The sequence below is a fragment of the Pseudomonas sp. FW306-02-D09B genome, from assembly GCF_058782685.1.
Genome location: NZ_JBYSXY010000026.1, coordinates 28757 through 52793, shown reverse-complemented (window position 1 = coordinate 52793; position 24037 = coordinate 28757). Strand labels below are relative to the sequence as shown.

The following is a 24037-nucleotide window of genomic DNA, read 5'->3' as shown; positions in this document are numbered from 1 at the left end:
CCCCTGCTCCTACGGTTTTGTGTCGTACCCACTAAAACCGTAGGAGCAGGGGGGGCGCCTAGCTCTTGCTCGCGATGAAGGCGACACGGCCTCAATGATTGACGGTGTAAGCCAGCATCATCGATATCTGACACATCGGCCGGCCGCTCTCGGCGTGCCATTGGTTGAAAGCGTTCTGCACCGTCGCCAGATCGCGCAGGCTGGTCGGCACCTTGTCGATGATCTGTTGCGCATTCAACGCCGCGACCACGTCATAGCTCGGCACGAAGGTGTCCTTGCCGATCATCCGCAAAAACCGTGGTGCCGATAACCCGCCCAATTGATGCCCGTGTTTGGCCAGGTACTTCCACAGGCCAACGATGTCGGTCACCGGCCATTCGGCGATCAACTCGCCGAAGCTGCCCTTCTCTTTCGCCACGTCCAGGATGAACTGCGCATTGCGCGGCACGCTCTTGAGCTTGCCCAGGTGGCGGATGATCCGTGCGTCCTGCATCAGTCGCTCAAGGTGCTCGGCGCCCATAAGCACGACCTTTTCTGGATCGAACCCGAAGAACACTTCTTCGAATGCCGGCCACTTGGCGTCCACCAGGCTGTGCTTGAGGCCTGCGCGAAAGACCCGCAATGCCAAGGTCGACAGGTAGCGATCATCGCTGATCTGGCGCAGTTGTGCCGGGGTCTTGGGCACGGGCAGATGGGCTTCCAGTTCGGCTGCCGAACCAAAACGGTTCAGACAGTATTCGTGCAGCCACTTGTAATCGCGCATGCCCTCTCCTGAGCAATGAAATAAAAACGGCGCCCGCGAGCGCCGTTAAGTCAGAACGGTCCAGCAATCAGAGATTCACCACGCTCACAAAACGCGACGCAGCGGTTTCGTCGATACGCAGGTTGGTGAAGTCGAACAGGTTGCGGTCCGCCAACTGCGACGGAATGACGTTCTGCAAACCGCGGAAAATGCTTTCGGTGCGGCCCGGCGTCTTGCGTTCCCACTCCTGAAGCATTTCCTTGACCACCTGACGCTGCAGGTTTTCCTGGGAGCCGCAGAGGTTGCACGGGATGATCGGGAACTGCTTGAAGTCCGAGTAAGCCTGAATGTCTTTCTCGTTGCAGTAGGCCAATGGGCGGATCACTACGTTACGGCCGTCGTCGGCACGCAACTTCGGCGGCATGGCCTTGAGCGAGCCGTTGTAGAACATGTTCAGGAAAAACGTCTCGACGATGTCGTCGCGGTGATGACCGAGGGCCATTTTGGTCGCGCCGATTTCGTCGGCGAAGGTGTAGAGCGTGCCGCGACGCAGGCGCGAGCACAACGAGCAAGTGGTCTTGCCTTCCGGCACCAGTTCCTTGACCACCGAGTAGGTGTCCTTTTCGACGATGTGGTATTCCACGCCCAGCTCTTTCAGATAAGCCGGCAGCACATGCTCAGGGAAACCCGGCTGCTTCTGGTCCATGTTCACCGCGACGATCTCGAACTTGATCGGCGCCACCTTCTGCAGGTGCATCAGCACGTCGAGCATGGTGTAGCTGTCCTTGCCGCCGGACAGGCAGACCATGACCTTGTCGCCGTCTTCGATCATGTTGTAATCGGCGACGGCTTCACCGGCCTGTCGGCGTAGACGTTTCTGCAGTTTGTTCTGGTTGACCGAAAGAGTGCCCATGGCGCTTGAAATCCGCGAGGTGTGACGAAAGGCCGACATTTTACGCAAAAACCCTTCGGGGGCGAAGAGCCTGGAGTCCGCGCTTTGTCTGACTTGAGCATACCCCTGTGGCGAGGGAGCTTGCTCCCGTTCGACTGCGCAGCAGTCGTAAAACCTGCTGCTACGGTTGCGCTGAAAAAACGAAGTGTCTGTATTGGGGCCGCTTCGCGCCCCAGCGGGAGCAAGCTCCCTCGCCACAGGGGCGATACCCAGATCGAGCAGCAATTAACCCCGGGGTTTACAGCGCGATTTGCTCTAAAGCCCCCCACCTGTGACAGCCAGTACTTTCTATACTGCGTCATAAGGTCGCGCGCATTTCAGACCTCTACTTACTTGGCCGCTGGCCCGTAGGCGCTCCGCTGGGGGGCGATAGCAATCACGAAGGAGTGACTGACTATGATCCATCACGTCGTGGGGCTTTTCACCCACCCTGATCAAGAATGGAAAGAAATCCGTGGCGACCAAGAGGAAAGTATCAGCCACATGTACCTCACCCACACGCTGATTCTGGCGGCAATACCGGCTATTTCGGCGTTTATCGGTACCACCAAGGTCGGCTGGGTCATCGGTAGCCGCGCGCCGGTCATGCTGACCCAGGAAAGCGCGCTCTGGATGACCATCATGTCGTACCTGGCGATGCTCGGCGGGGTTGCGGTGATGGGTGCGTTCATTCACTGGATGGCTCGCACCTATGACGCCAGCCCGAGCCTGGCGCGCTGTGTCGCGTTTGCCACCTACACCGCCACGCCACTGTTCATCGGCGGTCTGGCGGCGCTGTATCCGCACATGTGGCTGGGCATGGTCGTTGGCACTGCAGCCATCTGCTACACCGTGTACCTGCTGTACGTGGGGCTACCGACCTTCATGAACATTCCGTCGGACGAAGGTTTTCTGTTCTCAAGTTCAGTGCTTGCCGTAGGGTTGGTGGTGCTGGTGGCGATCATGGCATTCACCGTGATTGTCTGGGGCCTGGGCGTTGGCCCGGTCTATACCAACTAGAATCGGCAACTTAAACGGGCAAATGAAGCGGGCGAAGGACGCTGCCTATAAAACAAACAGGGATCTGCCAACACAGGCCGCCGCAAGGCGGCCTTCTCTATTGCGCGACGACCATTCGGCGCCTGGGCGATTCGCAATGAGCACGGTTTGCAGCATACTCGACGCCTCTGGAGATCCGCCAAGCATGCCCGAGCAACTCAATTCCCGCGTCGAAGACTGTTTCCAACAAGCCGAATCTTTTTTCAAGCGACCTTTCAAACGCCCGGTGGTCAGCCTCAAGTTGCGCGGCCAGAAGGCCGGCGTAGCGCACCTGCATGAAAACCTGCTGCGTTTTAATCCGCAGCTGTACCGGGAAAACGCCGAAGACTTCCTCAAACAGACCGTGGCTCACGAAGTCGCGCACCTGATCGCCCATCAACTGTTCGGTGACCGCATACAGCCGCATGGCGAAGAATGGCAATTGATCATGCGCGGGGTGTACGAACTGCCACCCAACCGCTGCCACACCTACGCCATCAAACGCCGCAGCGTGACCCGCTACATCTACCGCTGCCCCTGCGCCAACAGCGATTTCCCGTTCTCGGCCCAGCGCCATAGCCTGGTGCGACAAGGGCGGCGATATTTGTGCCGGCGTTGCCGGCAGACGCTAGTGTTTACCGGTGAGTCGCGGGTCGAATGACCGCATGGGAACGATCACAGCACTACCTTTGCTGTACGCAACTCCTCGATTTGTTCAGCGCTATACCCCAACTCACCCAACACCTGATCGGTATGCTCGCCCAATGCCGCGCCGATATGTCGAGGCTCGGGTAACCCGCCTGAAAACTTCAACGGACAAGCCATCTGCGCCTGCGCGGTGCCGTCGTTGCGTGGCACCTGGGTGACCAGATCCCGAGCCTTCAGCTGAGGGTGCTCAACCGCTTCGGCCAGGCTCAGCACCGGCTCAACGCAAGCATCGAGTCCGGCAAACAATGTGCAGAGCTCGGCAAAGTCATGTTTTTCGAATTCGATCTGAAACGCCAGCTTGAGCGCCTTCTGCTGCTCGGGGACGGGCGACAAACCCAGTACCGCCAGATCCGGCTGCCCCAGCGCCGTGCACAGCTGCTGCATGAAGTCCGGTTCCAGGCTGCCGACAGACATCCAGCGACCATCGCGAGTGCGGTAATAGTCGTAGAAGCTGCCGCCATTGAGCATCTGATCTTCACGCCCCGGTGTGACACCACAGGCCAGATACCCCGCGCCCGCCATGGCGTTCAGACTGAATGCGCAATCGGTCATGCTCACGTCCAGGTGTTGCCCCAGGCCACTGTGCTGACGGGCAATCACCGCCGCCAGCAGGCCGATCACCCCATGCAGCGAACCACCGGCAATGTCCGCGACCTGAACGCCCAACGGCAACGGCCCACTATCCTCGTGCCCCGTATAGCTGGACACGCCGGCCAGTGACAGATAGTTGATGTCGTGACCGGCGCGGTCCTTGTAGGGGCCCGTCTGGCCGTAACCGCTGATCGAGACGTAAATCAGCCGCGGATTGATCGCCTTCAAAGCCTCATACCCCAACCCCAAACGCTCCATCACCCCGGGTCGAAACTGCTCGAGGAGGATGTCGTGGTCTTGCAGCAGTTGCTTGACCACCTCCAGCGCTGCCGGCTGCTTGAGGTCCAGCGCCAGGCTGCGCTTGTTGCGATTGAGGTAGGCGTGGCTGGCAGAAGTGCCTTGGTCGTGGGGCGGTAAAACCCGCAACAGGTCCATCCGGGTCGGTGATTCGATCCGCAGCACTTCGGCGCCCATGTCCGCCAGCAACAACGAGGCGAATGGCCCCGGCAACAGCGTCGAAAAATCCAGAACCTTGAGTGATGCCAGTGGGCCTTGCATGGTCATTCTCCGTCAGCGATACCTAAAGCCTAGGCAGCCGATGACCTGGCAGCAATCACCTTAACCATCAGCCGGACTGACCTTTGCGCTCAAACCTGCGGCAATAAAAAACCCGCCGAAGCGGGTTTTTCATCAACTCAATGAATTACTTCACCGAAGTCGGGGCTGGGCTTTCAGCCACATGCACATCGTCTTCGCCATGCGTATTGGTGATTGCGCGACCACCGGAAGCCAGTTCCTCATGCATCTGGTCGACATCCAGCTCTTTGACCCACTTGGCCACGACCAGGGTAGCAACCGCGTTACCCACCAGGTTGGTCAGCGCGCGGGCTTCGGACATGAAGCGGTCGATCCCGAGGATCAGCGCCAGACCGGCAACCGGCAGGTGACCGACCGCCGACAGGGTGGCGGCCAGCACGATGAAGCCGCTACCGGTCACACCGGCGGCGCCTTTGGAGGACAGCAGCAACACAACCAGCAAAGTGATCTGGTGAGTGATGTCCATGTGGGTGTCGGTCGCCTGAGCGATGAACACAGCGGCCATGGTCAGGTAGATGGCAGTACCGTCGAGGTTGAACGAGTAACCGGTCGGGATCACCAGACCCACAACGGATTTCTTCGCGCCCAGACGCTCCATCTTGATCAGCATGCGTGGCAGCACCGATTCCGAAGAGGAAGTACCCAGCACGATCAGCAGCTCTTCACGGATGTAGCGAATCACTTTCAGCACGCTGAAACCGTGAGCGCGCGCGATGCCGCCGAGCACGACCAAAATGAACACCACGCACGTGATGTAGAAGCACGCCATCAACTGACCCAGTTGCACCAGCGAGCCAACGCCGTAGGCACCGATGGTGAAAGCCATGGCGCCCAGCGCACCGATTGGCGCGAGCTTCATGATCATGTTGATGATGTTGAACATCACGTGGGCGAAGCGATCGATGAAGTCCAGGATCGGCTTGCCGTAGGCACCCAGGCGATGCAGGGCGAAACCGAAGATCACCGAGAACATCAGCACTTGCAGGATGTCGCCGTTGGCGAACGCGCCGACGATGGTGGCCGGGATGATGTTCAGGATGAAGCCAACGACGCTTTGATCCGCACCGGCAGCGACATAAGCAGCCACTTTGGAAGCATCCAGGGTGCTGACATCGATGTGCATGCCGTTACCTGGCTGCACGATGTTGACCACTACCAGACCCACCAGCAATGCGATGGTCGAAACGATTTCGAAGTACAGCAGCGCGTAACCGCCGGTCTTGCCGACCGATTTCATGTTCTGCATGCCCGCGATACCGCTGACCACGGTGCAGAAGATGATCGGAGCGATGACCATTTTGATCAGTTTGATGAACCCGTCACCCAGTGGCTTGAGTGCCACGGCGGTTTGCGGGTAGTAGTGACCGAGCGCGATGCCGATAGCGATGGCAATGATCACCTGGAAATACAGGGATTTGTACAGTGGCTGACGAGTCGTCATTACAAAGTTCCTCAAGAGCACCGCGCTGCAATCAATCATCTGAGGCAGGCGACACCTAAAGTGCGAACCCTCCTGCACCGGAGGGATTTGTTTTGTCGAGCTGCGCGCTGGCAGACCTCTCACCCTTATCGCAAAGCCCGTGCCACCTTGCCAAAATCGTCCAAAAGCCTTTTGCCATCAGGGTTGCCGGGGTTCCTTCATCCCTTGACCACCCGACCGGGGTGGCGGATTTCCGCCCACCAACCGGCTCTCGTCCTACAATTTGGCGGATATCCGCCTTGTCCCGCCACCAGGCCGTGGCTAAGATCCGCCACTCAATGGACGGATCAGACCCCAATGCGCGAACGTACCATCGCCAGTCATTTTGCTCGTGCGGCCCTCGGTGGCGCGCGCCGACGCGGCTATGACTATTCGGGTCTGTTGCAACAGCTGGGGATCAGCGTCGAATTGCTCGACGAACCTCGCGCCAGGATCGCGCCCGAACAGTTCACCAGCCTGCTGCAAGGGCTCTGGCAAGCGCTGGATGACGAATACCTGGGCTTTGCCCGCGGCCCAAGCAAACGTGGCACCTTCGCCATGATGTGCCATGCCTTGATTCACTGCCGCACGCTCGAGAAAGCACTCAGTCGCGGCTTATTATTTTATAGCCTATTCCCCGACGCTCCGCGCCTGACCCTGACCCGCGAAGGTGAAATGGTGCGTTTGAGCCTGGATGATTCTCAGCTGTGGGACCCGGATCACTTTTTCAGCGAATGTCAGCTGGTGATCTGGCATCGACTGGGCAGTTGGCTGATCGGTCAGCGCATTCGCCTGGAACAGGCCTGTTTCAGCTACCCGAAACCCGAGCACGCTGCCGAGTACGACCTGTTGTTCCCCTGCCCGATGGTGTTTTCGGCCGAGCAAAGCAGCCTGTTGTTCCACAGCCGTTACCTGCAGATGCCGTTGTTGCAGGACGAACGTACCCTCAAGCATTTCCTCGAACGTTCGCCCGCCGATCTGCTATCGCGCCCGGATGACGGCGATAGCCTCAGCAGCCAGTTACGCCGCCTGCTCAGCCGCGACAGTGCGCGCTGGCCAGACCTGGAAGCGGTTGCCGCACACCTGCACATCAGCCCGCAGACCTTGCGTCGGCACTTGCGTGAAGAGGGTACGAGTTTTCAGGAATTGAAAGACCAACTGCGCCGCGACATCGCGATTTATCACCTCAGCCGTGCCGACCTGTCGTTGCAACAGATCGCCGAACAGCTGGGATTCTCCGAGCCGTCGGCGTTTCACCGGGCGTTCAAGAAGTGGACCGGGTTGACGCCCGGCGCCTATCGCGCGCAGGAGAACTGAGTCATAGGTTCGAGGTTTTGCGGTGTCGTCACGGGCCTCTTCGCGAGCAAGCCCGCTCCCACACTGGATCTTCGGTAAACACAATATTTGTGAACAACACAAATCGAATGTGGGAGCGGGCTTGCTCGCGAAGAGGCCCGAAAGAGCACCGACCACCACCTCACACCACCGGAAAATGAATCCGGAATGCCGCGCCGCCCAAGGCTGAATCCCCCAGGGTCAACTGTGCGCCGTAGCTCTCGATGATGTCCTTGACCACCGCAAGGCCGATGCCCTGCCCCGGGTGCTGGCGGTCCAGCCGTTCGCCGCGCTGAAGAATCCGCGCACGTTGATCCGGCGGTACGCCCGGGCCGTCATCTTCGATGCACAGCTCCACACCACTCATGGTTTGCCGCAAGCTAACGCGCACTTCGCCCAGGCACAGGCGATAGGCGTTTTCCAGCAGGTTACCGAGCATTTCCAGCAAGGCGCCCTGCTCGATCGGCACGTAGCACGGGTTCGGCAGGTCGAACGAGGTCCGTACCTGCTTGTCGCGATAGACCTTGTCCAGAGTGTCGCAAAGGCTTTGCAGTACCGGCCGCAACCGCACCTGGTGACGCACCAGACCGCTTTTACGCAAGCTCGCGCGCTGCAACTGATAGCTGATCTGTTGGCTCATGCGCTCGATCTGCGATTGCAGCACCCACGCCTGCTCCCGATCTTCCGGCCGCTGGGCCATGTCTTCACTGACCCCTTGCAACACCGCCAACGGGGTTTTCAGGCTGTGGGCCAGATCATCCAGAGAGTCGCGGTAGCGACTGCGCTGCTCACGCTCGCTGCGCAGCAAACGGTTCAGCGAGCCGGTCAGGCGCAACAATTCGCGGGGGTGTTCTTCGCTGAGGCTTTCAAGGGCACCGTTCTCGATCTGGTCGAGTTCCTGGCTCAAGCGTTTCAAGGCCTGCAAGCCCCAGGTCAGGCCGATCCACAGCAGCGACAGCAACACCAGCAACGCAGCGCCAAAACCCAGGTAGAGATTTTCCCGCAGGCCGTCGAGCGTCTGCTCGTACTCACGCACCGGCTGCAGTGCGACGATACTGAACGCTGCGCTTTTACCGCCGAGCAACTTGACCTCGACGTCATAAACGAAGAATTCCTGGCCGTTGGCCTCACGAATCCGCGCGAATTGATCGCCGTGTCCGTCGTAACGCGGTCGGTAACTGATGTCCTCATCATGAGTCGCCCGCGAGCGCCAGACCAGATGACCGTCGCGATCATAGATGTAGCCCAACAGGCGACTGTCGGTGAGGTTGAGGAGCTCATCCGGCAACTGCGTGGGCATCACTAAGCGGTTGTTTTCAACCCGCGCAGCAGATATCAGTGTGGTGACATCCGAGGCCAGGCGCTGCTTGATCGAATCTTGCAGCGCCAGGCTGAACGCGCCCTGCATGGCCGGCAACAAGGCCAGCATGAACAGCACCGCCAGTGTCGTGGCGGCCAGCATCAGGCGCAGGCGCAGCGATCGAATCACCGGCAGCGCTCGTTGAACAGGTAGCCCAGGCCACGCACGGTATCGATCGGCTTGAAGCCGGTCGGCCCTTCCAGCTTGCGCCGCAGACGGCCGACCAGCACTTCGATCACGTTTGGATCACGCTCGTCATCGTCCGGATAGAGCTGTTCCATCAAACGGTCCTTGGCGACCACCTGCTGGTGATGACGCATCAGGTATTCGAGGATCCGGTACTCGTAGGCGGTCAATGCCAACGGCTGCTCGTCGAGGGTCGCCTGCTTGCGATTGAGGTCCAGCACCAGCGGCCCGGCAATGATGGTTGACTGGGTAAAACCGCTGGAGCGGCGCAGCAAGGCGTTCAGGCGCGCGTCCAGCTCTTCGAACTGGAACGGCTTGACCACGTAATCATCGGCACCGGCGGCCAGGCCTTCGACCTTGTCCTGCCAGTTGCCGCGCGCGGTCAGGATCAGGATCGGAAAGGTCTTGCCTTCCGCACGCAGCTGGCGAATCAGGTCCAGCCCGCCCATGCCCGGCAAACCGAGGTCGATCACCGCCAGGTCATGGTTGAATTGCCCGGTCTGGTACAAGGCCTCTTCGGCATTGGCCACGGACTCGACCACGTGGCCATTGTCGGTCAGGCGGGTTTGCAGGTGATGACGCAACAGCGCTTCGTCTTCGACGACCAGCAGTTTCATAACGCTCTCCCAGGCAAAATCAACATCTCCACAGGTACCTCGCACCTCGATTGCTAATACGCCAGTAACGGTAACCTGATTCAACCAAGGTGTTTGGCGAAACCTGCTGCATCATCCCGGACAACCCTGACGAAGTAACCGATACCACAGTTGTGACTGTAGGTTAACCACAACCCGCTGAACTCGGACTGAACAGGATCGACTAGGCTGTCTGGACGTCTTTTAAAGGAGCATCAACCATGCGCGTATTGATCGCACTCGTTTTATTCGCCCTGAGCAGCCTCAGCCAAGCGGCAATCAAGACTCAGGAGATTCCTTACAAGAGTGCCGACGGGACTGAAATGATCGGCTATTACGCCTACGACGACAGCATTCAGGGGGCTCGCCCGGGCGTGGTGGTGGTCCATGAGTTCTGGGGGCTCAACGACTACGCCAAGCGCCGGGCCCGCGACCTCGCCGGGCTGGGCTACAGCGCGCTGGCGATCGATATGTATGGCAAAGGCAAAAACACCGAGCACCCGAATGACGCCATGGCATTCATGAATGAAGCGCTGAAAAACAGCGCAACGGCCAGTGCCCGCTTCAATGCCGGGCTTGATCTGCTGAAAAAACAACCGCAGACCGACCCGAAAAAACTCGCGGCGATCGGTTACTGCTTCGGCGGCGGGATTGTCCTCGATGCTGCCCGCCAAGGGGCACCGCTGGCGGGTGTGGTGAGTTTCCACGGCGTATTGGCGACCAACACCCCGGCGACGCCTGGCAGCGTCAAGGCCAAGCTGCTGGTAGAGCACGGTGCTCTGGACAGCATGATCACCGCGGATCAAGTGGCAGCGTTCAAAACCGAAATGGACAAGGCCGGCGCCGACTATAAGTTCGTCAGCCTGAAAGGTGCCAAGCATGGTTTCAGCAATCCGGACGCTGATCGCCTGAGCCATGGCGATCACGGCGGCCCGGACATCGGCTACAACAAAGCCGCCGATGAAAGCTCGTGGGCGGACATGAAGGCCTTCTTCAAAAAAATCTTTGGCTAATCGCTGACTGCCCTCCCTTGTGGCGAGGGGGCTTGTCGGAACGCCGCACCGCCCCGTTCGACTGCGCAGCAGTCGCAAACCCTGCGTACTCGGTACATCCAAACGAATACAGGTGCAGGTTTTGGGGCCGCTTTGCGACCCAACGGGGCGGTGCGGCGTTCCGACAAGCCCCCTCGCCACAACAGCACCGCGCGCCAGATGATTACTACGCGGCCACTACCCAGCGCCAGGTCAACCCGGCAAAATGCCGGGATGAACCCGCTCCCCGCTCTCCCCGCCTGCTGCAAACCGCTCGACGCCCACTGGCCGTTGCCTGATGCGCTGCCCGATACGGTGCTGCTCAGCACTCGTTTCGATCCGTCATTGCTGGTATTCGACGACTTCCGGCGCAGCATCATCGAAGCGCCCCCCAGCATCCAGCGCTCGGTCGCCAAACGTCAGGCCGAGTTTCTCGCAGGGCGGGTGTGCGCCCGGGCCGCCTTGCAGCAACTGGAGGGTCTGGACTGCATTCCGGCGATTGGCGAGGACCGCGCGCCCGTGTGGCCGGCGCATATCTGCGGCTCGATCACCCACAGCACCGGCCGGGCCGCCGCTATTGTTGCGCGCAAGACGCATTGGCGCAGCCTGGGCATGGACCTGGAGAACCTGCTGAACGCCGAACGCGCCGAGCGTCTGGCCGCCGAGATCCTCACTCCGCCCGAGCTCGAACGCATGGCCGCGGGCCGTCAAGATCAGCTGGCGTTGTGGGTGACCCTGACCTTCTCGGTCAAGGAAAGCCTGTTCAAGGCGCTCTACCCAATCGTGCAGAAGCGCTTCTATTTCGAACATGCCGAAGTGCTGGAATGGGCCGAGAGCGGGCATGTGCGCCTGCGCTTGTTGACCGATCTCTCCAGCGAATGGCACTACGGCACGGAACTGGATGCGCAATTTGGCGTGCACGATGGACAGTTGCTGAGCCTGGTCAGTATCAAGGCCTGAAGAACTTCAGTGTTTGGCAGGGCCCCCTTCGCGAGCAAGCGAACGTCGCCCGGCCCTTCCCACATTTAATCTGCGGTGAACACATGATTTGTGAACACTGGAAATCTAATGTGGGAGCGGGCTTGCTCGCGAAGAGGTCCTTACAGACGGTAAAGATCTCAGAGCTTCTCCTGACTTCTGGGCCAACTCAGGCTGAAACACGCGCCCCCCAGGCTTTTACTCTTGCTGATCAGCGCCCGACCGCCATGCCAGTGAACGATCCGGCGCACGATGGACAGCCCCAGGCCGTGCCCGCCGGACGCTCGGGTGCGGCTGTCATCCAGACGTAAAAATGGCGTGAAGATCTTTTCCCAGGCACTTTCCGGCACGCCCGGCCCATCGTCTTCGACATCGACGCGACAACGCTGCTGCCCCACCTGATAACTGATCGACACCTGGGACTGGGCATGACGCATCGCGTTGCTCACCAGATTCTGCAACGCCCGGTGCAGGTAGCGCGGCTCAGCCTCGACCCAGGCGCCATCGCAATCGGCAGCCGACAGGCACAGGCCGCGATGCACCGTCACATCGGCGCGCAATGGCGCCAGTTCACCGATCACCTGATTGACCAAGGCATCGAGGTCGACGCGCTGGAAGTTCAGCGCTGGCGAACCCTGCTCCAACCGCGCATACGTGAGCATCTCGTCCACCAGGCCATCGAGGTCCTGGATATCGTGATCCATGCCCTCCAGGTATTTCTCCCGCGCTTGTGGCGTGTTCGCCGTGCTGATCATCTCCAGTCCAAAACGCAACCGCGCAACAGGCGTGCGCAGCTCATGGGACACCGCGCGCACCAGTTCACGCTGAATCGCCAACAGTTGCTGAAGATGCTCGGCCATACCGTTGAACGCCGCCGCCAATCGCCCCACCGAATCCGCACCGCGTGCCGGCACGCGGGTTTCCAGGCTGCCTTTGGCGATCCGTGTGGCGGCCGACTCCAGACCTCGCAAGCGGCGCTCCAACTGGCGCACCAGCAAATAGACGATCAACCCGATCAGGCTCAGGCCCAATGCAGCAATCAGTACCAGCCACTCCGGCGGGTAGGGGTTCATCTGATACAGCGGGCCGATTTCCAGCACCCAGGGCGTACCGACCATCCCGGCAAACACCCGGATCGAATCGCCGCCCTTGCCCAGCGCCATCACCGTGTCGCCTTCAGAGACCCGACGGCTCTGGTCCTCGTCCATGTCCGCCTGATCGACCGTAATCAGTTGCAGCTCGAAGCCAAAGCCCTTGTCCTTCTTCAACGCCTCAAGACGCTTGGGCTGCTCGGCCACCGGGTAACGCACCAATTCATCGGCCAACAGGTAAATGGTCGCCCGCGCCAGTTGCTCGCTGATCTGTTGCACTTCTCCCGTCAGAACAAGCTGCTCTTTATCGCTGACCAAACGGTAGACCTTTGCCGCGTGCGGGCCGGTCTGCTCCACCAATGCCTGGCCGTGCAGCACCCGCGTGCGCTGGCTCAAGTCGAGGTCGGTCTGGGCGAACGTCTGCAAGCTCAAGGGAATGCCCAGCAAACGCTCCCACACCAGCAACGCGCGATGACGCTCGGTCTCGTTCATCGGTTGCAGATTGTCGGCCATCAAGGAAAACGTGCCGTGGGCCAGGCGTTCACGGTATTGCTCGCTGCGCACCTGGTTGAGCAGGTGCAAGGCCAGTACACCAAGTACCGCCACCAGAATCAGCGCGGCGCACATGCCGCCATAAATGCGCAGGAAGATCGAGTTCACAAGGGTTGATCTACACAGGCTTCAGGAACGAACAGATACCCCTTGCTGCGAATGGTCTTGATCAGTCGCGGATGGTCCGGGTCATCGCCGATCTTCGGCCGGATCCGCGAAATGCGAACATCGATCGAGCGATCCTGACCGTCGTAGCCAATGCCTCGCAGCGCCGTGAAAATTTCCTCGCGGGACAGAATCCGCCCGGCGTTGGCCACCAGCAACCAGAGCAGATCGAACTCGGCACTGGTCAACTCGATGCCAGTGTCCTGCAGCCACGCCTCACGCAGCGCGTTGTCGACGACCAGCGGGCCGAACTGCAAGCGACGGAGTTTTTCTGGTGCCGCAGGCTCGGGTGCTTCACTGCGTCGCAGCAAGGCCTGGACACGCGCCAGCAACAAACGCGGGCGCACCGGTTTGCACACGTAGTCATCGGCGCCCATGTCCAGGCCCTGGATCTGGTCCATGTCGTCAGTGCGCGCCGTGAGCATCAGGATTGGTCCGTCGTAGTGATCACGAACCTTGCGGCAAATCGTCAGGCCGTCTTCGCCGGGGAGCATCAGGTCAAGGATCACCAGGTCCGGTTGCTCGGCGATAATCCGCGCCGCCGCCAGCGCTCCATTGCCTTCGAGGGTGACCCGCAGACCGTGGCTTTCGAGATACTCACGAGTCAACTCAGCCAGGCGCTGGTCATCCTCGACAATTAATACCTGCCAGGCTTCTTGCTCCACGGGTGACCTCTTTGCCGAACGCTATTAAGGAAGGCTCCACTCGTCTTTTTGTAATGATTGGAGTGGATAAGTCTGCGTATGCAGTGACCGATTGTAGCAACGCCTTCCCTTGAGAACACAAGCTGGCAAATGCTCTCGGTAACTGCGTTTTTTTGTGATAGGGTTCGCGCCCTCAAAAATACGCCCAAGGCTATTTTTCAGGGCAAAATTCCATGACAAACGGTCCACCCCAGCAGGGTTGCGGCCTACACGCCGATTGACAGTTTCATACACATTTTACGCACAGCTTTATCCACAGGTAGTACGTTGCAATCACCCCCCAAAACGCATTATCTTGTAGCTCGCGCTAAAAAAAACCCTACATGTAGGGGTTTACGCAAAAAACCAAACACAAATCAGACACCAAATTCAAGCGCTTTTATTGCCTCTGTCTGGTTGAACCAAACGTATTTTCAGAAGCCCAAACCGCACCTGCGGATGGCGACTGTTTTTTAGCCGCCAGCGGCGAAAACGGTACGGGTGTTGCAGTCAATTACTGTCACCCAAACGGAATTCGGTTTTCGGCCCCAGGCTTGAGACCAAAGACTTCGGCAAGGAAGCGGCGCTCAACAGCCCCTTCCTGACTGTCCCGAAGTTGTTATGCCCGGCGCTTGCCGGTTGTAGTGCTTCAGGACGGAACGGTGGGCGCCTTCATGGTGCCCAAACAAACATAGAGAACGTGGAGACACCCATGCAAACCGACACAACTCGCGAGAACCCGCAGGGCACCGCGCCGATGGCCACTGATTCGAATTCGGATCTGTCCGCCACCGCGCCAGGCCAACTGCGCGTGATCAAGCGTAACGGCACTGTCGTTCCTTACACCGATGACAAAATCACCGTCGCCATCACCAAAGCGTTTCTCGCAGTTGAGGGCGGCACTGCTGCTGCCTCGTCGCGAATCCACGACACCGTTGCCCGCCTGACCGAACAAGTCACCGCGACCTTCAAGCGTCGCATGCCATCGGGCGGCACCATCCACATCGAAGAAATCCAGGACCAGGTCGAACTGGCCCTGATGCGTGCCGGCGAGCAGAAAGTCGCTCGTGACTACGTGATCTACCGTGACGCCCGCTCCAAAGAGCGCGCAGTACGCGCGCCTGCCGAGGAAGCGGTGCAGGCTCACCCGTCGATCCGCATCACCCGTGCCGACGGCACGTTTGCCCCTCTGGACATGGGCCGCCTGAACACCATCGTCACCGAGGCCTGCGAAGGTCTGGAAGAAGTCGACGGCGAGCTGATCCAGCGCGAAACCCTGAAGAACCTCTACGACGGCGTGGCCCTGACCGACGTCAACACCGCGCTGGTGATGACCGCCCGTACGCTGGTCGAGCGTGAGCCGAACTACTCGTTCGTGACCGCGCGCCTGCTGATGGACACCCTGCGTGCCGAAGGCCTGAGCTTCCTGGAAGTTGCTGAAAGCGCAACTCACCACGAAATGGTCGACCTGTACGCCAAGGCCCTGCCTGCCTACATCGCCAAGGGTATCGAATTCGAATTGCTGAACCCGGTCCTGGCGACCTTCGACCTGGAAAAACTCGGCAAGGCGATCAACCACGAGCGCGACCAGCAGTTCACCTACCTGGGCCTGCAAACCCTGTACGACCGTTACTTCATCCACAAGGATGGCGTGCGTTTCGAACTGCCGCAGATTTTCTTCATGCGCGTGGCCATGGGCCTGGCGATCGAAGAGAAGAACAAGGAAGACCGTGCGATCGAGTTCTACAACCTGTTGTCGTCCTTCGACTACATGTCCTCGACCCCGACCCTGTTCAACGCCGGCACCCTGCGTCCTCAGCTGTCCAGCTGCTACCTGACCACCGTGCCGGATGACCTGTCGGGCATCTACCACGCGATCCACGACAACGCCATGCTGTCGAAATTCGCTGGCGGCCTGGGCAACGACTGGACCCCGGTTCGCGCATTGGGCTCGTACATCAAGGGCACCAACGGCAAATCCCAGGGCGTTGTTCCGTTCCTGAAAGTAGTGAACGACACCGCTGTCGCCGTCAACCAGGGTGGCAAGCGCAAAGGCGCTGTCTGCGCTTACCTGGAAACCTGGCACATGGACATCGAGGAGTTCATCGAGCTCCGCAAGAACACCGGTGATGACCGTCGTCGTACCCACGACATGAACACTGCCAACTGGATCCCTGACCTGTTCATGAAGCGCGTCTTCGATGACGGCAAATGGACCCTGTTCTCGCCGTCCGAAGTTCCGGACCTGCACGACCTGACCGGCAAGGCCTTCGAAGAACGCTACGAGTACTACGAAGCCCTGACCGAGTACCCAGGCAAGGTCAAGCTGTTCAAGACCATCCAGGCCAAAGACCTGTGGCGCAAAATGCTCTCCATGCTCTTTGAAACCGGCCACCCATGGCTGACGTTCAAAGACCCATGCAACCTGCGCAGCCCACAGCAGCACGTTGGCGTGGTTCACAGCTCGAACCTGTGCACCGAGATCACCTTGAACACCAACAAGGACGAGATCGCCGTTTGCAACCTGGGCTCGATCAACCTGCCGAACCACATCGTCAACGGCAAGCTGGACACCGCCAAGCTGGAACGTACCGTGAACACCGCCGTTCGCATGCTCGATAACGTTATCGACATCAACTACTACTCGGTGCCACAAGCGAAGAACTCCAACTTCAAGCACCGTCCGGTCGGACTGGGCATCATGGGCTTCCAGGACGCTTTGTACCTGCAGCACATCCCTTACGGTTCCGACGCGGCTGTCGAGTTCGCCGACAAGTCGATGGAAGCGGTCAGCTACTACGCGATCCAGGCTTCCTGCGACCTGGCTGACGAGCGTGGCGCTTACGAGACGTTCCAGGGTTCGCTGTGGTCCAAAGGCATCCTGCCGCTGGATTCGCAACAGATCCTGATCGATCAGCGTGGCCAGAAGTACATCGACGTTGACCTGAACGAAACCCTGGACTGGGCGCCGGTGCGTGCTCGCGTACAGAAAGGTATTCGTAACTCCAACATCATGGCCATCGCACCGACCGCGACCATCGCCAACATCACTGGCGTGTCGCAGTCGATCGAACCGACCTACCAGAACCTCTATGTGAAATCGAACCTGTCGGGCGAATTCACCGTGATCAACCCGTACCTGGTTCGCGACCTCAAGGCTCGCGGTCTGTGGGACTCGGTCATGATCAACGACCTGAAGTACTACGACGGTTCCGTGCAGCAGATCGAACGCATCCCGCAAGAACTCAAAGAGCTCTACGCGACTGCCTTCGAAGTCGACACCAAGTGGATCGTTGACGCGGCCAGCCGTCGTCAGAAGTGGATCGACCAGGCTCAGTCGCTGAACCTGTACATCGCCGGCGCATCGGGCAAGAAGCTCGACGTGACCTACCGCATGGCCTGGTACCGTGGCCTGAAAACCACTTACTACCTCCGTGCCCTGGCCGCGACCAGCACCGAGAAGTCGACCATCAACACCGGCAAGCTGAACGCTGTTTCCAGCGGCGGCAACCACGGTGACGACTCGGTCCTGGCAGCTCCAGCCGGTCCTGCTCCAGTACCGAAGGCGTGCGCCATCGACGAGCCGGATTGCGAAGCCTGCCAATAAGCTGCGCCGGTAAGCGCCTTGCGGCGCTTACCTGAAACCCCCGATCAATCCTCTGGATTGATCGGGGGTTTTCTTTTGCCTCCAGGAAAGCGGTGACCGTACTGACGCCATCGCGAGCAGGCTCGCTCCTACAGGTGATCTCTGGTGTTTACAAATAGTGGTGGGAGCGAGCCTGCTCGCGATGGGGCCAACCCAGATAACCAGAGCCACAGTTGCCGACAAAAAATCCCGACCACAAAAAAGCCCCTCTTCCGAGGGGCTTCTTGTGTAGCGCAATCAACCAAGCAGCATCAGGTCATCTGAATGATGGTCTGCATGATGGTGCTCTGGGTGGAGATGGTCTTGGCGTTGGCCTGGTAGTTGCTCTGCGCCTTGATCAGGTTGACCAGTTCGTTGGTCAGGTTGACGTTGGACTCTTCCAGGGAGTTGGACTGAATCGAACCCAGGGACCCGGTTTCCGGAGCATCGTAGCCAGGGATACCCGAGGCGAACGTTTCTTTCCAGCTGGTGCCACCCACAGCTTGCAGGCCTTGTTCGTTGGTGAAGCTGGCCAGCGCAACCTGGCCGATGGCCTTGCTCTGGTTGTTACTGAAGTTGGCGAACAGGGTGCCGGTGCCGTCAATGGTCAGGTTGGTGATCTGGCCGGTGGCATAACCGTCCTGAGCCGGGATAGAGCGGGCAGAGTCGGCATTGAACTGCGTAGTGTTGGTCATCGAAATGGTCAATTTGCTAGCGCTTGGTGCCGCGCCGTTGGCCGCCCACACACCGTTGGTGACCTTACCCGGCACCCAGTTGGCCAACGTCACGGTGTTGGCTGCGTTAGGGGCCGCAGGCGTCGCCGGTGGTGTTGCCACCGAGACCAGTTTGCCAGCGGTATCAAACGTGATGGTCGTAGCAATCGGGGCGGTGACTTTCGGGTCACTGCCGGTGGCATCCGGGTTGCGACCGTCTACCAGGGTGTAGGTCTTCCACGTGTTAGCACCGGTCTTCACCATGTATTGATCCATGACGTGCGAGTTGCCCTGGCTGTCATAGATCGGCGTACTGAACGATTTGGTGTAGGTGGCGAGGGTATTTGGGTCGAATGGAGTACCGGTGGCTACCGTGTCGTCAATCACCGGAGCAGTCGAATCCAGGTTGATCGTCGAGGACACGGTCGACGTCGGTTTTGGCGCCAGATTCGAAGTGTCGATCTTAAGGTCAGTCAACACGCCGTTGATGACCTTGCCATTGGCGTCCACACCGTAACCCTGCAAACGGGCAGTTTGATTGGTATTGGTGATGAAGCCATCCTTGTCGACCTTGAACGTACCGGCACGGGTGTAGGTCGTCGAACCGTTATTGCTCAGGGTGAAGAAACCCGAGCCATTGATACCCATGTCCAGCACGTTGCCGGTGTTGTTGATATCACCCTGGGTGAACTGCTGGGATACGTTGGCCAGGTTTACACCGCTACCGACAACTTTAGAGCCGTTGCCCAGCTTGGTTGCCGAGTAGACATCGGCGAACTCGGCGCGCGAAGACTTGAAACCGGCGGTCGCAACGTTGGCGATGTTGTTGCCGGTCACGTCCAGTTGTTTGTTGGCTGCATAGAGACCGCTAAGGCCGATATTGAAAGACATATTCCACTCCTTTATGCCGCGTTAGCCGGCTCTATAGACCAATGGTTTGAACTTTGGACAGGGCGATAGGGCCCAGACCTGCAAGATTGAGCATCAACTCGCCGCCGGTTTGGCTCAGCGTCACGCTGTTGACCGTTGCTGGCAGGTAGGTGGCCAGATCGGTCGCCGTGCCGTTGATCGGCGCATTGGCCTTGACGGTATAAGTGCCCGCAGCGACTGCGGCGCCGCTATTGTCGTTGCCGTCCCAAGTGAAGCTGGCGCTGCCTGCAGGCTTAGTGCCCAGGTTAAGGGTTCTCACAACCTTTCCGCTGGCATCGCTGATAGTCACCGTTCCATCGGTGATGGACGATGTCAGGTTCACCGTACCGGTCAGGCCCTTGCTCGGGTCGCTGATCTGAGCGGTGCTGGTTTGCGCAATCACCGAACGCCCCACCAGAGAAGAAGCCTGCAACGCCTGGGAAGAGCTGAAATTACTGGCGAGAGAACTCACAGTCGTATTGAGGGAAGTGATCCCTTCAAGGCTACTGAACTGCGCCAGTTGAGCCACGAATGCGCCATTATCCTGTGGCGAAAGCGGGTCCTGGTTCTTCAGCTGGGTCACCAGCAACTGCAGGAACGCGTCCTTGCCCAGCGCCTTGCCGCCAGTCGCGCTACTGGTTGCTGCGGAAAGGCCATTCGCGGCCGTACCGGTGCTTTTGACCGAGGAGTTCGCCAGCAGGTCGGTCATGCTCAGGCCGCCGGTGGAATCGGTAACGCTCATAAAAATCGCCCCTTATCACTGACCGAGGGTCAGGACCTTCTGCATCATGGTTTTGGCGGTGTTCATCATTTCCGCGTTGGTCTGGAACGAACGACTGGCAGAAATCATGTCGGCCATTTCCTCCACCACGTTGACGTTGGGGTAATACACGTAACCCTTGGCGTCAGCCGCCGGATGGTTCGGCTCGTAGCGTGCTTCGAGGTTGCTTTGATCTTCGACTACGCCGAGTACCTGCACGCCCTGGCCCGCGGCATCCTGATTCTGGAACAGCGAATTGCTGCCACCGGACTGACCGCCTTGGAACATGGTGGCAAACACCGGGTGACGGGCACGGTAGGTCTGATCGATGCTCGAAGAGACGGTCTCGGCGTTGGCGATGTTACTGGCGACGGTGTTCAAGCGAGTGGTTTGAGCACTCATGCCGCTACCGGCAATGTTGAATACACTGGACAGAGACATGGATTACTCCCCGCGCAGGGCTGATACCAGCCCTTTGAATTTGCTGTTGAGCAGCGTGAAGCTAGCCTGGAAGTTGACCGCGTTTTGCGCGTAGTTCGACTGTTCCAGTTGGGCGTCCACGGTGTTTTGGTCAATCGACGGTTGCATCGGCGTGCGATACAGCAACGACTCCTCACCACTGCTCATACCCTGGGCTTCGATATGACGGCTGTTGGTCATGTTCAAAGCAAAGGTGCCGTTCTTGTTCTTGTCGTTCTGGGCGGCCAGCACCGACGAGAAATCCAGATCCCGAGCCTTGTAGTTCGGGGTATCGGCGTTGGCAATGTTGTTGGCCAGGACCTCGGCACGCTGAGCGCGGAAGCCCAGGGCTTGTTCGTGGATACCGAGCGCTTTATCGAAGCTGATGCTCATGTCGGAAACCTTTGGGTGACCTGATTTTTCGTAACAGGGTTATAGCAAGCCCCGTGCCAGCTTCTAAAACCCCATAAACCGGGGCTTTGCGAGCGGCGGCAAAGCGGCAATGCCAGAAAAGCGGCAACGGATTTCCGGCGCCTGCCGCTTTTCTGCCGCTCAGGATGCCGAGATGCACGCAATCCGTAGCAGCTGCCGAAGGCGGCGTTCGGCCGCGAAGCGGTCGTAAAATCAGACGCTGCGGTCTTCCAGTAATCCGTGGATACCGAATTTGCGACGGCTACGTCCGAACGCGGCCCGCGCCGAACGCAGGCTGCGCCAGCTGCTACGAGGGAATTGTGTTGTGCAAAAAATAACGGGAGCCCCTGAGGACTCCCGTTATTTTTTTTCAGTACCGACGACTGGCCGATCACTTCGCCTGATAGATGATCCCCGGGCTGCACTGAACCATCTGATAATGATCCGGCAAACCGTTCAACGCTTCGGAAGCCCCCAGGAATAGATAACCGCCCGGCTTCAGCGTGCTGTGAATCCGCAGCAGAATGTCTTTCTTCACTTCGGCAGAGAAGTAGATCAATACGTTGCGGCAGAACACGATGTCGAACTTGCCGAGACTGGCGTAGCTGTCCAACAGGTTGAACGAGCGGAACTCCACCCGACTCTTGATCGGTGCCTTGATCGCCCAACGCCCCGGCCCTTTCGGATCGAAGTAGCGTTGCAGACGCTCCGGCGAAAGACCTCGACCGATCGCCAGGCTGTCGTACTCACCGGTCTTGCAGTTGGTCAACATGGTCCCGGACAGGTCGGTGGCAACGATCTGCACCCCCATCTTCAACTGCCCCATATTGACCCGCTCGAACTCGTCGATCGACATCGACAGCGAATACGGTTCCTGCCCGGACGAGCACGCCGCCGACCAGATCCGTAGGCGCTGCCCGGGACTGGCCTTGATGGACTCAGGCAGCACTTTGTTCTTCAAGACTTCAAACGGATAGGTGTCACGAAACCAGAGGGTTTCGTTCGTCGTCATCGCGTCCACCACCATCTCGCGCAAACCACTGCGCGGTTGGGTCTGCATCCGCTGCACCAACTCACCCAAGGACTTGATGCCTTGCTGTTCCATCAGTTTGTTGAGACGGCTCGACACCAGATACTGCTTGTTCTCACCGAGCAAAATGCCACAGGCTTTTTCCAGGAAGACCCGGAACTGTTCGAAATCCAAATTACCCGTAGACAATGATGCCGCCTCTTAAATCGTATTGACCGCCAGGAGCGAAGGCCACTAGCTGATATCTGCTGCTTTGATCCGGTCGACTACCCGGGATGCCAGGTCATCAGGACGGAATTTGGCAAGGAAGTCATCGGCACCGACTTTCTTCACCATCGCCTGATTGAATACACCTGACAACGAAGTATGCAGGATGATATGGAGCTTTTGCATGCGAGGGTCGCTGCGGATCTCGCTCGTAAGGGTGTAGCCGTCCATTTCGGGCATTTCGATGTCGGAAATCATCATCAGAAACTCTTCTTCCGGCTTCTTGCCCTCATCGACCAGTTTGCGCAGGTAATCCAGCGCTTGCCGGCCGTCGTTCAACGAAACGACTTCAACCCCCACCGTCTGCAGGCAACGCGTGATCTGCTTGCGCGCCACCGACGAGTCATCGACCGTGAGCACTCGCAAGGAGATTGCCTTGTGTTGGGTATCGGCATCGATCACACCAACCGAAATCGCATCCGACGTCGGCGCAACTTCCGCCAGGACCTTTTCCACGTCGATGATTTCGACTAACTGATTGTCGACTCGAGTCACTGCGGTCAGGTAATGATCGCGACCCGTGCCCTTGGGCGGCGGATGGATTTCTTCCCAGTTCATGTTGACGATCCGCTCGACCGACCTCACCAAAAAACCCTGGGTCTTGGTGTTGTACTCCGTGATGATCACGAAGGGATTGCTTTGATCCTGCAACCCGCCTGAGCCGGTCGCCATTGCCAGATCCAGAATCGGAATGGTTGCCCCACGAATATTCGCCACACCGCACACGACAGGACTGGACTTGGGCATCAGGGTCAGTTTGGGGCATTGCAGCACCTCCCGAACCTTGAACACATTGATCCCGTAAAGCTGCTGGCCGTCGAGACGGAACAACAACAGCTCCAGGCGATTCTGCCCTACCAGTTGCGTGCGCTGGTTAACCGAATCCATTACACCAGCCATGCCCAGACTCCTACACCAACGCTAAGTGTGTTGCGACGCACATTCATCACTAAACGGCACGGCGCTTGCTTTTTAACTGCCATGAACACAAAAACGACATTTTCCCGACGCCTGACATCAATGTGCCGTAAATTCTTCGGCGCCCTGTCAGCCGTATGCCTGTTGAACGTTGGCAGCCCTGCCTTTGCTGACCCGGTTACCTTGCCTGATCTACTTATCGGCGTCACTCAGGGCTTTCTTGAATTCACCGTAGAAGACTATCTGGCCACCAGTCAAACCGCAGGGCGCTACGAAATCGAAGTCAACAAGCTCGACCCGCGCATGCACATGCCGGCGTGCGACAGGGAATTGACAGCGACATTGGAGAGCCCCGCGATACCTCTGGGCCGGGTTACAGTGAAAGTCCGTTGCGATGGCGTCTCCCCCTGGACAGTCTTCGTACCCGCTCAAGTCCGCCTGTTTCGCGAGGTCGTCACGACCACCCGCCCCCTCAAACGAGCCGGAATCATCGACCCTTCGGATGTCATGTTGCGTGAGCGCGATATCAGCCTGATCAATCAGGGATATCTGACAAACGTCGATCAAGCCATCGGACAAAAACTTGTCCGACCAATGGTCAGCGATCAGGTAGTTACCCTCGTCCATCTGGAGCAGGCAGAAGTCGTGCGCAAGGGTGATCAGGTGGTCATCACCGCCCGCAGCGGCACGCTCAGCGTGCGGATGCCGGGTGAAGCGCTGTCCAATGGCGGCCTTAACGAACAGATCAGAGTCAAAAACCTCAACTCCCAACGGGTCATCAAGGCGCAAGTCATGGCCCCGGGGCAGGTGGAAGTCTCCATGTAGATAACTGGCGCACAACCGTCCTGTTCCCTAAACTGTGC

At 59.0% G+C, this 24037-nt stretch carries 21 protein-coding genes; 7 read left to right on the top strand and 14 right to left on the bottom strand.

Annotated elements, in window-relative coordinates; all coding sequences use genetic code 11:
• Positions 1 to 91 precede the first annotated feature (91 nt).
• Both AC3WK5_RS27495 and ttcA read right to left on the bottom strand, forming a co-directional pair.
• Positions 92 to 763: a DNA-3-methyladenine glycosylase I gene (locus AC3WK5_RS27495; protein ID WP_054593580.1), complete on the bottom strand. Its 672-nt coding sequence runs from the start codon at positions 761 to 763 to the stop codon at positions 92 to 94.
• A 67-nt stretch (positions 764 to 830) separates the two neighbouring features.
• On the bottom strand, positions 831 to 1655 hold the full coding sequence (gene ttcA / locus AC3WK5_RS27490; RefSeq protein ID WP_103318736.1) for a tRNA 2-thiocytidine(32) synthetase TtcA: 825 nt from the start codon (positions 1653 to 1655) through the stop codon (positions 831 to 833).
• A gap of 435 nt (positions 1656 to 2090) precedes the next feature.
• On the opposite strand from ttcA, the gene AC3WK5_RS27485 reads away from it, so the two are divergent.
• Positions 2091 to 2693: a Yip1 family protein gene (locus tag AC3WK5_RS27485; RefSeq protein WP_054593582.1), complete on the top strand. Its 603-nt coding sequence runs from the start codon at positions 2091 to 2093 to the stop codon at positions 2691 to 2693.
• Between the two features lie 184 nt (positions 2694 to 2877).
• Positions 2878 to 3372 (top strand): SprT family zinc-dependent metalloprotease, encoded by a 495-nt coding sequence (locus AC3WK5_RS27480; protein ID WP_103318731.1) that lies wholly within the window; start codon positions 2878 to 2880, stop codon positions 3370 to 3372.
• A 14-nt stretch (positions 3373 to 3386) separates the two neighbouring features.
• On the opposite strand, the gene AC3WK5_RS27475 is transcribed toward AC3WK5_RS27480, so the two are convergent.
• A complete protein-coding gene (locus AC3WK5_RS27475) occupies positions 3387 to 4568 on the bottom strand; it encodes a CaiB/BaiF CoA transferase family protein (protein WP_103318728.1) in 1182 nt (393 codons plus the stop codon).
• A gap of 145 nt (positions 4569 to 4713) precedes the next feature.
• Entirely contained in the window at positions 4714 to 6048 is a 1335-nt protein-coding gene (locus AC3WK5_RS27470) for a dicarboxylate/amino acid:cation symporter (protein WP_103318727.1), read from the bottom strand.
• A gap of 336 nt (positions 6049 to 6384) precedes the next feature.
• Here AC3WK5_RS27470 and AC3WK5_RS27465 point away from each other — a divergent pair, with 336 nt between their 5' ends.
• Positions 6385 to 7383, top strand: a complete 999-nt coding sequence (locus tag AC3WK5_RS27465; RefSeq protein ID WP_103318724.1) for an AraC family transcriptional regulator — start codon at positions 6385 to 6387, stop codon at positions 7381 to 7383.
• 160 nt (positions 7384 to 7543) lie between these two features.
• Here the strand turns inward: AC3WK5_RS27465 and AC3WK5_RS27460 are convergent, their stop codons facing one another.
• The gene (locus AC3WK5_RS27460; RefSeq protein ID WP_103318722.1) at positions 7544 to 8890 is read right to left on the bottom strand and encodes an ATP-binding protein; all 1347 of its coding nucleotides are present in this window, start codon (positions 8888 to 8890) and stop codon (positions 7544 to 7546) included.
• Positions 8887 to 9564: a response regulator transcription factor gene (locus AC3WK5_RS27455; protein WP_103318720.1), complete on the bottom strand. Its 678-nt coding sequence runs from the start codon at positions 9562 to 9564 to the stop codon at positions 8887 to 8889. Before AC3WK5_RS27455 ends, AC3WK5_RS27460 begins: the two co-directional genes overlap by 4 nt.
• Positions 9565 to 9803: 239 nt before the next feature.
• Here AC3WK5_RS27455 and AC3WK5_RS27450 point away from each other — a divergent pair, with 239 nt between their 5' ends.
• Positions 9804 to 10595, top strand: coding sequence for a dienelactone hydrolase family protein (locus AC3WK5_RS27450; RefSeq protein ID WP_103318717.1), 792 nt, complete (start codon positions 9804 to 9806; stop codon positions 10593 to 10595).
• A gap of 252 nt (positions 10596 to 10847) precedes the next feature.
• The gene (locus AC3WK5_RS27445) at positions 10848 to 11573 is read left to right on the top strand and encodes a 4'-phosphopantetheinyl transferase family protein (protein ID WP_103318715.1); all 726 of its coding nucleotides are present in this window, start codon (positions 10848 to 10850) and stop codon (positions 11571 to 11573) included.
• Positions 11574 to 11731: 158 nt separating this feature from the next.
• Here AC3WK5_RS27445 and AC3WK5_RS27440 read toward each other — a convergent pair whose 3' ends face one another.
• Positions 11732 to 13342: an ATP-binding protein gene (locus AC3WK5_RS27440; RefSeq protein WP_103318712.1), complete on the bottom strand. Its 1611-nt coding sequence runs from the start codon at positions 13340 to 13342 to the stop codon at positions 11732 to 11734.
• Positions 13339 to 14064, bottom strand: a complete 726-nt coding sequence (locus tag AC3WK5_RS27435) for a response regulator (protein WP_054593592.1) — start codon at positions 14062 to 14064, stop codon at positions 13339 to 13341. Before AC3WK5_RS27435 ends, AC3WK5_RS27440 begins: the two co-directional genes overlap by 4 nt.
• Before the next feature lie 730 nt (positions 14065 to 14794).
• On the opposite strand from AC3WK5_RS27435, the gene AC3WK5_RS27430 reads away from it, so the two are divergent.
• On the top strand, positions 14795 to 17689 hold the full coding sequence (locus AC3WK5_RS27430; RefSeq protein ID WP_103318710.1) for a ribonucleoside-diphosphate reductase subunit alpha: 2895 nt from the start codon (positions 14795 to 14797) through the stop codon (positions 17687 to 17689).
• A gap of 290 nt (positions 17690 to 17979) precedes the next feature.
• Here the strand turns inward: AC3WK5_RS27430 and flgE are convergent, their stop codons facing one another.
• The 6 genes from flgE to AC3WK5_RS27400 all read right to left on the bottom strand — a co-directional run bounded on the left by flgE (position 17980) and on the right by AC3WK5_RS27400 (position 23156).
• Positions 17980 to 19311, bottom strand: coding sequence for a flagellar hook protein FlgE (gene flgE / locus AC3WK5_RS27425; RefSeq protein WP_103318708.1), 1332 nt, complete (start codon positions 19309 to 19311; stop codon positions 17980 to 17982).
• Positions 19312 to 19342: 31 nt separating this feature from the next.
• Positions 19343 to 20071 carry a flagellar hook assembly protein FlgD gene (gene flgD, locus AC3WK5_RS27420; RefSeq protein ID WP_103318706.1) on the bottom strand — a complete coding sequence of 243 codons (729 nt, stop codon included), beginning with the start codon at positions 20069 to 20071 and terminating at the stop codon, positions 19343 to 19345.
• A 15-nt stretch (positions 20072 to 20086) separates the two neighbouring features.
• Positions 20087 to 20530 (bottom strand): flagellar basal body rod protein FlgC, encoded by a 444-nt coding sequence (gene flgC / locus AC3WK5_RS27415; protein ID WP_054593596.1) that lies wholly within the window; start codon positions 20528 to 20530, stop codon positions 20087 to 20089.
• 3 nt (positions 20531 to 20533) lie between these two features.
• Positions 20534 to 20941 carry a flagellar basal body rod protein FlgB gene (gene flgB, locus AC3WK5_RS27410; RefSeq protein ID WP_054593597.1) on the bottom strand — a complete coding sequence of 136 codons (408 nt, stop codon included), beginning with the start codon at positions 20939 to 20941 and terminating at the stop codon, positions 20534 to 20536.
• Between the two features lie 409 nt (positions 20942 to 21350).
• The gene (cheR, locus tag AC3WK5_RS27405; protein WP_054593598.1) at positions 21351 to 22178 is read right to left on the bottom strand and encodes a protein-glutamate O-methyltransferase CheR; all 828 of its coding nucleotides are present in this window, start codon (positions 22176 to 22178) and stop codon (positions 21351 to 21353) included.
• A 45-nt stretch (positions 22179 to 22223) separates the two neighbouring features.
• Positions 22224 to 23156: a chemotaxis protein CheV gene (locus AC3WK5_RS27400; protein ID WP_103318704.1), complete on the bottom strand. Its 933-nt coding sequence runs from the start codon at positions 23154 to 23156 to the stop codon at positions 22224 to 22226.
• Between the two features lie 81 nt (positions 23157 to 23237).
• On the opposite strand from AC3WK5_RS27400, the gene flgA reads away from it, so the two are divergent.
• A complete protein-coding gene (flgA, locus tag AC3WK5_RS27395) occupies positions 23238 to 23999 on the top strand; it encodes a flagellar basal body P-ring formation chaperone FlgA (protein ID WP_103318701.1) in 762 nt (253 codons plus the stop codon).
• The last annotated feature ends 38 nt before the right edge of the window (positions 24000 to 24037 follow it).

Coding starts and splice junctions, on each gene's coding strand:
- AC3WK5_RS27495 (WP_054593580.1), bottom strand. CDS start 763: ATGCGCGATTACAAGTGGCTGCACGAATACTGTCTGAACCGTTTTGGT.
- ttcA (WP_103318736.1), bottom strand. CDS start 1,655: ATGGGCACTCTTTCGGTCAACCAGAACAAACTGCAGAAACGTCTACGC.
- AC3WK5_RS27485 (WP_054593582.1), top strand. CDS start 2,091: ATGATCCATCACGTCGTGGGGCTTTTCACCCACCCTGATCAAGAATGG.
- AC3WK5_RS27480 (WP_103318731.1), top strand. CDS start 2,878: ATGCCCGAGCAACTCAATTCCCGCGTCGAAGACTGTTTCCAACAAGCC.
- AC3WK5_RS27475 (WP_103318728.1), bottom strand. CDS start 4,568: ATGCAAGGCCCACTGGCATCACTCAAGGTTCTGGATTTTTCGACGCTG.
- AC3WK5_RS27470 (WP_103318727.1), bottom strand. CDS start 6,048: ATGACGACTCGTCAGCCACTGTACAAATCCCTGTATTTCCAGGTGATC.
- AC3WK5_RS27465 (WP_103318724.1), top strand. CDS start 6,385: ATGCGCGAACGTACCATCGCCAGTCATTTTGCTCGTGCGGCCCTCGGT.
- AC3WK5_RS27455 (WP_103318720.1), bottom strand. CDS start 9,564: ATGAAACTGCTGGTCGTCGAAGACGAAGCGCTGTTGCGTCATCACCTG.
- AC3WK5_RS27450 (WP_103318717.1), top strand. CDS start 9,804: ATGCGCGTATTGATCGCACTCGTTTTATTCGCCCTGAGCAGCCTCAGC.
- AC3WK5_RS27445 (WP_103318715.1), top strand. CDS start 10,848: ATGAACCCGCTCCCCGCTCTCCCCGCCTGCTGCAAACCGCTCGACGCC.
- AC3WK5_RS27430 (WP_103318710.1), top strand. CDS start 14,795: ATGCAAACCGACACAACTCGCGAGAACCCGCAGGGCACCGCGCCGATG.
- flgE (WP_103318708.1), bottom strand. CDS start 19,311: ATGTCTTTCAATATCGGCCTTAGCGGTCTCTATGCAGCCAACAAACAA.
- flgD (WP_103318706.1), bottom strand. CDS start 20,071: ATGAGCGTTACCGATTCCACCGGCGGCCTGAGCATGACCGACCTGCTG.
- flgC (WP_054593596.1), bottom strand. CDS start 20,530: ATGTCTCTGTCCAGTGTATTCAACATTGCCGGTAGCGGCATGAGTGCT.
- flgB (WP_054593597.1), bottom strand. CDS start 20,941: ATGAGCATCAGCTTCGATAAAGCGCTCGGTATCCACGAACAAGCCCTG.
- AC3WK5_RS27400 (WP_103318704.1), bottom strand. CDS start 23,156: ATGGCTGGTGTAATGGATTCGGTTAACCAGCGCACGCAACTGGTAGGG.
- flgA (WP_103318701.1), top strand. CDS start 23,238: ATGAACACAAAAACGACATTTTCCCGACGCCTGACATCAATGTGCCGT.